The 8,508-nt window shown below is 65.9% G+C and carries 7 protein-coding genes; 1 reads left to right on the top strand and 6 read right to left on the bottom strand.

The window, feature by feature from the left end:
* Positions 1-110: 110 nt before the first annotated feature.
* The 6 genes from PHP91_RS10220 to PHP91_RS10195 form a co-directional block, all read right to left on the bottom strand.
* Complete coding sequence (locus PHP91_RS10220; protein WP_300140183.1) at positions 111-278, bottom strand: hypothetical protein; 168 nt, start codon at positions 276-278, stop codon at positions 111-113.
* Between the two features lie 100 nt (positions 279-378).
* The gene (locus PHP91_RS10215) at positions 379-939 is read right to left on the bottom strand and encodes a Fe-S-containing hydro-lyase (RefSeq protein WP_300140181.1); all 561 of its coding nucleotides are present in this window, start codon (positions 937-939) and stop codon (positions 379-381) included.
* Complete coding sequence (locus PHP91_RS10210) at positions 939-1,778, bottom strand: fumarate hydratase (RefSeq protein ID WP_300140179.1); 840 nt, start codon at positions 1,776-1,778, stop codon at positions 939-941. Before PHP91_RS10210 ends, PHP91_RS10215 begins: the two co-directional genes overlap by 1 nt.
* A 137-nt stretch (positions 1,779-1,915) precedes the next feature.
* On the bottom strand, positions 1,916-2,653 hold the full coding sequence (locus PHP91_RS10205) for a fumarate reductase iron-sulfur subunit (protein WP_300140177.1): 738 nt from the start codon (positions 2,651-2,653) through the stop codon (positions 1,916-1,918).
* 3 nt (positions 2,654-2,656) lie between these two features.
* Positions 2,657-4,492, bottom strand: coding sequence for a fumarate reductase flavoprotein subunit (locus PHP91_RS10200; protein ID WP_300140175.1), 1,836 nt, complete (start codon positions 4,490-4,492; stop codon positions 2,657-2,659).
* A 13-nt stretch (positions 4,493-4,505) separates the two neighbouring features.
* Entirely contained in the window at positions 4,506-5,156 is a 651-nt protein-coding gene (locus PHP91_RS10195; protein ID WP_300140173.1) for a succinate dehydrogenase/fumarate reductase cytochrome b subunit, read from the bottom strand.
* A 437-nt stretch (positions 5,157-5,593) separates the two neighbouring features.
* On the opposite strand from PHP91_RS10195, the gene PHP91_RS10190 reads away from it, so the two are divergent.
* Complete coding sequence (locus PHP91_RS10190; RefSeq protein ID WP_300140171.1) at positions 5,594-8,278, top strand: pitrilysin family protein; 2,685 nt, start codon at positions 5,594-5,596, stop codon at positions 8,276-8,278.
* Positions 8,279-8,508 lie beyond the last annotated feature (230 nt).

The following is an 8,508-nucleotide window of genomic DNA, read 5'->3' as shown; positions in this document are numbered from 1 at the left end:
CAGGGCGCAAAACAAGGCGCCCGTCAGGAGCGGGAGGTGCGGCAAATGCCATGCGCCGGGCGCAGGTATGGCGTGGGGGAAAAGAAAAAAGGGGCGTTGCGCCCCTTCAGCTATTCCTTGTCCGGAGACCAGTTCGGGTCGCGATATTTCTCGGGATTGTAGAGGCGCCAATCGGTGCCGTCGTCATACTTCTCGTCCGCGCCGGGGTACGGCGTGTACACGTTTTCGCTTTTTTCCTCGTGACAATCCACGTTCTCAAAGTAGGATTTTTCCATCATTCTCGCCCTCTGAAATGACTGGGATCGGCCCCTGCGAAAAAGGGAAAAGGGCCGGACGGCAAGCCGCCCAGCCCCTGTCTGAAACAAATCAACGCCCCTGTCAAGCGCCTTTCAGGGCCGCTTCCAGGTCGGGTTTGACGTAGAGTTCCCCGCCGTGACAGTCGTTGATGACCAACAGCGGAAAATCCTTGACCTTCATCTCGCGGATGGCCTCGGGCCCCAGTTCCTCGAAGGCGATGACCCTCGATCCCACTATGGAGTTGGACAGGAGCGCGCCCGCCCCGCCCGTGGCCCCGAAATAGACGCCCTTGTGCTCGCGCATGGCCGCCTTGACCTCGTCGGACCGCTTGCCCTTGCCGATGGACGCCTTCATGCCCAAGGCGTGCAGGCGCGGGGCGAAGGTATCCATGCGATAGCTGGTGGTGGGCCCGGCCGAGCCGATGGGGCGGCCCGGAGGCGCCGGGGACGGCCCCACGTAGTAGATGGCCGAGCCTTCGAGCTCAAAAGGCAGCGGCTTGCCCGCGTCCAGCAGCTCGAAGAGCTTCTTGTGGGCCGCGTCGCGCGCGGAGTAGATGACGCCGGTCAGGAAAACCACGTCGCCCGCCTTCAGCGGCTCGATGGCCGCGTCCGTCAGCGGGGTGTTCAGCTTGTATTCCGCCATTAGAGTTCCACCTCCTCGTGCCGCTGGGAGTGGCACTGGACGTTGACCGCGAGCGGCAGGCTCGCCAGGTGGCACGGCTCGACGGTGATCTTGACGCCCAGCACCGTGGTCTTGCCGCCCAGGCCCATGGGCCCGATGCCGAGCCGGTTGAGGGCCTCCTCCAGCTCCTTCTCCATGGCCGCCACCCTGGGGTCCGGATGGACGTCGTCCAGCTTGCGCAGCAGCGACCGCTTGGCGATCTTGGCCGCGTGCTCGAAGGTGCCGCCGATGCCCACGCCGATGATGGTGGGCGGGCACGGGTTCGGCCCGGCCTCGGCCACGCGGTTGATGACGAATTCCTTGATGCCCTTCCAGCCCTGGGCCGGGGCGAGCATGGTCACGCGGGACATGTTCTCGGCCCCGCCGCCCTTGGCCATGTAGGCGATCCTCAGCTTGTCGCCCGGCACCAGGTCGAAATGGATGACCGCCGGGGCGCCGTCGCCGGTGTTGGCCCGGGTCAGCGGGTCGCACGCCGACTTGCGCAGGTAACCCTCGCCGTAACCCTTGCGCACGCCTTCGTTGATGAGGTCGCGCAGGTTGCCGCCCGCCACCCGGCACTCGTCGCCGAGCTCCACATAGAACACGGCCAGCCCACAGTCCTGGCACAGCGGCAGCTTGGTCGCCATGGACAGGTCCGCGTTCTCCAGCAACTGCCGAAGCACTTCCCTGGCCGAGGGACTGGTCTCCTCCGCCATGGCCCGCTCGAACTTCGCCCGAACGTCCGCGGGCAACTCGGTGTTGCCCTTCCGGCACATCCCGGCCACCGCTTCCACGACGGCCGAGCCCTGTATCTCTCGCATGTTACCTCCATGTTGCAATGAACGCCTCCGGCGCCCCTACCGGGGAGCGCCTTCGGCGAGACCGGAAAACCTTTTGGGAAAGGTTCTCCGGACTCTCCAAAACGTTTTATCGCGCTTCGCGGGGATTGACGGCCGCGCTACTTCCTGAACAGCCGCTTGAGGGAGGTGATGCCCATCTTGCGGCGCAGGAAGCCAAGCTGGTTCTGCAACGGCAGGTGCTTGGGGCAGACGTCCTCGCAGGCGAGCAGCCCCATGCAGCCGAAGATGCCCATGTCGTTGCCGATGATCTCGTAATAGTCGTTGTCGGTCCGCTGGTCGCGCGGGTCGATGAGGAACCGGGCCACGCGGTTCAGGCCAGCCGCGCCCAGGAAGTCCTCGCGCATCCGGGCGGTGGCGCAGGCGGCCACGCAGCAGCCGCATTCCACGCACCGCTCCAGCTCGTAGATGGCCACGGCGTCCTTGTTGTCCATCCGCTCTTCCAAGGCGGCGGGATCGAACGCCTTTTCGGTGTGAATCCAGGACTCCGTCCGGGTGTACATTTCCCGGAACCAGGAGCCGGTGTCCACCGACAGGTCGCCGACCAGCTCGAAGATGGGCAGCGGCAGGAGCGTGATCTCGCCCGGCAGGTCGCGGGTCTTGGTGTGGCAGGCCAGGCCGGGACGGCCGTTGATGACCATGCCGCAGGACCCGCAGATGCCCGCGCGGCAGCAGAAGTCGAACTGGAGCGACGCGTCCTGCTCCTCGCGGATGCGGTTCAGGGCGATGAACAGGGTCATGGAGTCGGTCTCTTCGAGGACGAACTCCTCCGTGCGCGGACGGGACGACTTGTCCTGCGGATTGTACCGGAATATATTGAATTTCAGTAATCTGGACATGGGCTAATCCTTCTTGGAGTCGGCGCTGATGATTTGGGAATGGCCGTAGCCCCGGTCTCCCGGCGGAATCTCGACGACCTGGGTGGCCGGCTCGTATTCAAGGGTCGGCAGGGTGTCGGATTCCTTCTTCCAGTAGGCCAGGGTGCGGTTCAGCCAGTCGCGGTCGTTGCGCGCGGGAAAGTCCTCGCGGTTGTGGGACCCGCGCGACTCGGTGCGCCTGAGCGCGCCGTAGGCGACCATCAGGGCCATCTTGACCTGGCCCTCCAGCTTGAGGGCGGCCGCCAGCTCGGGGTTCACGCCCTTGCCGTTGGAGCGCAGGCCGACGTTGCGGGCGCGGATCAGGGTGTCCTGCAGGGTGGCCACGCACTCCTCCAGCCCCTGCTGGGTGCGGAAGATGTTGGCCCCCTTGTTCAGGGCGTCCTGCATGGCCGCTCGCACGCGGTAGACGTTCTCGCCGCCGCTTTTGCCCTCTATCAGGGCGTCGATGCGGGCCTGCTGCCGCTTGACCGCGTCATTGATGAGCGAGGTCTTGAACTCGGTCTCGCACCCTTCCAGGAATTCCGCGATCTTCTTGCCGACGATGCCGCCCGCGACCACGGTTTCGGCCAGGGAGTTGCCGCCCAGGCGGTTGAAGCCGTGCATGTCCCAGCAGGCGGCCTCGCCCGCGGCGAAAAGGCCCTTCAGGCCATAGGCCGCGCCGTCCCTGTCGGTACGCACGCCGCCCATGGAATAGTGCTGGGTGGGCCGCACCGGAATGAGCTGGTGGATGGGGTCCACGCCCAGGAACGAGGTGCAGATTTCGTAGACCTCGCGGAGCTTGCCGGTGATGTGCTCCTCGCCCAGGTGGCGGATGTCGAGCCAGAGGTGCTCGCCGTAGGGGGACTTGACACCGAAGCCCTCGCGCATGTGGTGGGTCATCCAGCGGGAGACCACGTCGCGCGAGGCCAACTCGGCCTTTTCGGGTTCGTACTTGTCCATGAACCGCCGCTCGTTGACGTCGAGGAGCGTGCCGCCGTCGCCCCGGCACCCCTCGGTGACCAGGATGTCCGTGGGCACGATGCCGGTCGGGTGGAACTGGACGGCCTCCATGTTGCCCATGGGGACCACGCCCGAGGCCACGCACATGGTGTGCGCGCCGCCGTCGCAGATCACGGCGTTGGTGGTGTTGGGATAGATGCGGCCGAAACCGCCCGCCGCGATCATGGTCGCCTTGGAGAGGTAGACGCGCAGCTCGCCGGTGCGCAGGCAGCGGGCGACCACGCCGTAGCAGGTCTCGCCGTCATGGATCAGGGCGATGGCCTCGGTCTTGTCGTGCACGTCCACGCCCACCTGGGCGCAGCGGTTGTCCATGGTGCACATGACCGCGTGGCCCGTGCCGTCCGAGGTGTAGCAGGTCCGCCACTTGGCCGTACCGCCGAAGGAACGGGCCATGATCAGCCCCTCCTTCTCCAGCGTCTCGACCTTCTCGAATTTCTTGCCGCCCTTGTAGTAGACGGACTTGCCCGCCACCACGCGGTTCCAGGGCACGCCCCAGTGGGCCAGGCGGCGCATCTCTATGGGCGCGGTGTCGGCGAACAGGCGGGCCACCTCCTGGTCGCAGCCCCAGTCCGAGCCCTTGACCGTGTCCGCGAAGTGGATGTCGGGACAGTCGCCCTCGCCCATGACCGAGTTGCCCAGCGAGGCCTGCATCCCGCCCTGCGCCGCCGAGGAATGGGAGCGGCGCGCCGGGACCAGGCTCAGGCAGATGGCGGAGAAACCGGCGTCGGCGGCCTCCACGGCCGCGCGCTCGCCCGCCAGACCCGCGCCAACGACCAGAAGATCGGTGTAGATAGTCTGCATGGCGTTTCTCCGTCTAGTTGACGCTCAGGAAGAGGAACCTGAGCAGGGTGATGAGGCCGATGGCGATGAACATCAGGGTGAGCAGATTCTCCCCGCGCTTGAACTTGGCGCGGTCCGCGTCCTTGACGAACCCCCACTTCACGGCGATGCGGTAGAAGCCGATGCCGACATGCAGCTCCACCAGGGGCAGGAGGATGAGGTAGAACACGGCCCAGAACCCGCTCTGGACGCGCGCGGCGGACTTGACGGCGGTGATGGGCAGGTCGGTCAGCACCACCCACATGTGGATGGCTCCCATTATCAGTATAATCATGGCGGACACGGCCTGGATCACCCACAGCCAGGTGTCGCCGTGGCGCAGCATGCGGGCGTGCTGCCACAGGGTCTTCTGGCCCTCGGCCCGGAAGGGAATCTTCCGCGCCGCGAGCACGAAATGGGTCAGGAACAGGAGAAAGACCAGCGGGCCGCCGACCTGCGCCATGAACGTGACCTCGAAAAATTCCGCGATGGCGTTCATGACGCCGGGACTGACGACGACGCTCGACACCAGGATCATGTGGCACCACATGAACAGGATCAGACCGGCCCCCGAAAGCATCTGCAACCAGTCCATGGCGCCATCCCACTTACCGGTCTTCCCGGCAGGTGCATAGGTGATGGGCATGCATTCCTCCATTGAGTTAGACACGACAATTCCTCGGATACATGCATAACCTCTAGGCATGCCACAAGTTTATTGTCAACATACGCACGGGATCAGCATCTCTCCCGCCCCCCCCGCCCGGTACGGGAAAAAGCCTGTAAAGTCCGTTGAGTGCACAGTCAAACAGGGCCTCTCCGGCCCGGCAATTTTTTTCAGGTTTCGCACGTCCGTCACGCTGGCGAAACCGGCGCGGGCCCGGGCGGGCCGAAACGCCCCGCCCCCATTCGCAAGGTTTGCATTTTCCGAAAGCTCGGGTAGAATCGCCAACCCGCCCGGTTCCCCGACGGACACGGCCCTTGCCACCGCCGAACCGGGCCTTATCATACTATGCAGCAAAACAACCCAACGATATCAGCGGAAGCGCCCCGACTGTCCGGCGTTTCCCACGGAGTGAATCCATGTTCCGAAAACTTCTGCTGCTCGGAGGAATGCTCATGGTCCTGACGAGCTGCCAGCATCACGCCAAACAGACCACCATCGAAACGCCCGCTCCCCAGCCCCTGGCCGACCTGCTCAAATCGGCCCCCGGAGAGACGAACGTGGTCAAGCTCAAGAACGGCCTGACCGTGCTCATCAAGCAGGACGACCGTTTCCCCCTGGTCAACGCACGGCTCTACGTGCACGCGGGCAGCGGCTATGAAACGCCGAACGAGGCGGGCATCAGCCACCTGCTGGAGCACATGGTCTTCAAAGGCACCAAAAAACGCGGGCCCGGCCAGTCCGCCCGGGACATCGAGTCCGTGGGCGGCAACATGAACGCGGCCACCAGCTTCGACTACACCGTCTATTACGTCGAGGTGCCCGAGGAGCGGATGGCCCTCGGCCTCGACGTCATCACCGACATGGCCTTCCACGCCGCCATCGCGCCAGAGGAGCTGAAGAGCGAGAAGGAAGTGGTCCTCAAGGAACTGGAGCGCGGCGAGGACTCGCCTGGCAGCATGCTCTTCAAGACCCTCCAGGGCATGATCTGGAAGGGCTCCTCCTACGAATGGCCCATCATCGGCTTCCGCGACACGGTCCGGGGGCTGACCAGCGAGGACATCCACAACTACATCACCCGGTTCTACCAGCCGCAGTCCATGATGCTGGCCGTGGTCGGCAAGGTGGACCCGGACAAGGTCCTGGCCGAGGCCGAAAAGCTCCTCGGCGGCCTGAAGAACACCCGGCCCGTGACCCCGCCCGAGCCCATCGCCATCCCGGCCAAGGGCGCGGGCCCCACGGTGGTCACCCTGCCCGGCCAGTGGAACAAGGTCTACCTGGGCGCAGCCTTCCCCATCCCGCACGCAGCCTCGGCCAAGTGCGCCGGGCTGGACCTGCTGGCCCAGCTCCTGGGCGGGGACGACACCTCCCGGCTCTACCGCAAATTCAAGTATGAGGAGCAGTTGGTGGACGACATCTCCATGTCGGCCATGACCCTGGAGCGCGGCGGAATGCTCTACGTCAGCGCCACTCTGGACGCCGACAAGGTGGAGAAGTTCTGGACCGGCCTCACGGCCGAGCTGGCCGCCTTCAACCCCGACGAATTCACGGACCAGGAAATCCGGCGCGCCAAGCTGAACATGGAGGACTCCCTGTTCCTGGCCAAGGAGACCCTCTCGGGCCTGGCCTCCAAGGCGGCCTACTTCCAGTTCTTCGAGGGCGGCGAGGAGGCGGAGCAAAACTACCTCTTCGAGCTGAACCAGGTGAACCGCAGGGAAATGCGCACCCTGTACCGCGAATTCGTGCGGCCGGACCGCCTGTCCGCCTGCGTCCTGCTCCCCCGGGAGAGCAAGCTCACGGCCGAAGCCCTCACCGGCATCGTGGCCAAAGGCTGGCCCATGGACCAGACCGTGGCCAAGGCCGCCGACGTCGCGACTGGCGGCGGGGAGAAGGTCGTGGACCTGCCCGGCGGCGGCCGCCTGGTGCTTCTGCCCGACGCCACCCTGCCCTACACCGCCCTGTCCCTGTACTTCGCGGGCGGCGACGGCATCCTGACCAAGGGCCAGGCGGGGCTGGCCGCCCTGACGGCCCGCGCCCTGACGCGCGGCAACCTGAAAATGACCGCCACCCAGTTGGAGGACTTCCTGTCCGACCACGCGGCCTCCATGTCCGCCTCGGCCGGGCGCAACGTCTTCGCCCTGGAGGCCAAGTTCCCGGTGCGCTTCACCGACGACCTGCTGCCGGTCATCCGCCAGACCCTGACCGCCCCGGCCTTCGACAGCGCCGAGGTCGAGCGCGCCCGCCAGGACCAGATCGCCTCCATCAAGAGCCGCGAGGACCGGCCCCTGGGGCTGGCCTTCCGCCACCTCTTCCCGTTCCTCTACACTTCCGGCCCCTACAGCATGCTGCACCAGGGCACGGCCCAGGACGTCGAGAAGCTCTCCCATGCCGACATCATGCGCTTCTGGGGACGCCAGGCCATGCACCCCTTCACCCTGGCCGTGTGCGGCCAGTTCGACGAGAAGGCCATCGAGAGCTGGGCTGCGGGCCTGGCCAACACCATGACCGTGCCCGGCGACGTATACGACTTCGTCACGCCCGAATGGAACACCAAGCGCGACGAGACCTTCCACCTGCCCGGCCGCAACCAGGCCCACCTGCTCATGGTCTTTCCCATTCCGGGACAGACCGACCTGGAGGACTCGGCCCGGCTGGAGCTGCTCAAGGCCGTGCTCTCCGGCCAGTCCGGCCTGCTCTTCCGCGACCTGCGCGACAAGCAGGGGCTGGCCTACACCGTCACCGCTTTCAACTGGCAGTCCGTGCGCACCGGCTTCACCGCCCTGTACATCGGCACCGACCCGGACAAGATCGACACCTCCCTCGACGGGTTCAAGCGCGTCCTGGCCGACCTCTCGGCCAAGACCCTGCCCGAGGAGGAGCTGACCCGCGCCCGCAACATCCTGCTCGGCGACTACTACCAGGAGCACCAGTCCCTGATCTCGCGCAGCCGCGAGGCCGCCAGCCTCATGGCGCGCGGCATGGACCGCGACTATGCCGAGGCGCTCATCAACCGGGCCAAGGACGTGACCCCGGCCGAACTGCGCGACACCGTCCGCAAGTACCTCGACCCGGCCAAGGCCTACCTGGTCAAGGTCATGCCCTAGCCGCCGCAAAATGCGACAACCACCACGGGGAGGCCGACTTCGGCCTCCCCTTTTTTTACCGCGCCGCCCGACCACGCCCGACGGCGTCCGGAAACGCCCCCAACCGTCCGAAATGGCCCTGCCTCTCTCGACGCCTCCGTCCACCGACGTCCTCCCTCTCGCACTCGTCCCGCCGCCCCAAGCCGAGCTCCCATCCTCCCCCGACCCGGTTTTGGACATCCCACAAAAAA

The organism is Pseudodesulfovibrio sp., assembly GCF_028692895.1.
GTDB lineage: Bacteria > Desulfobacterota > Desulfovibrionia > Desulfovibrionales > Desulfovibrionaceae > Pseudodesulfovibrio.
The sequence above is the reverse complement of the archived record's forward strand: the minus strand, read 5'-3'. Positions and strand labels throughout refer to the sequence as shown.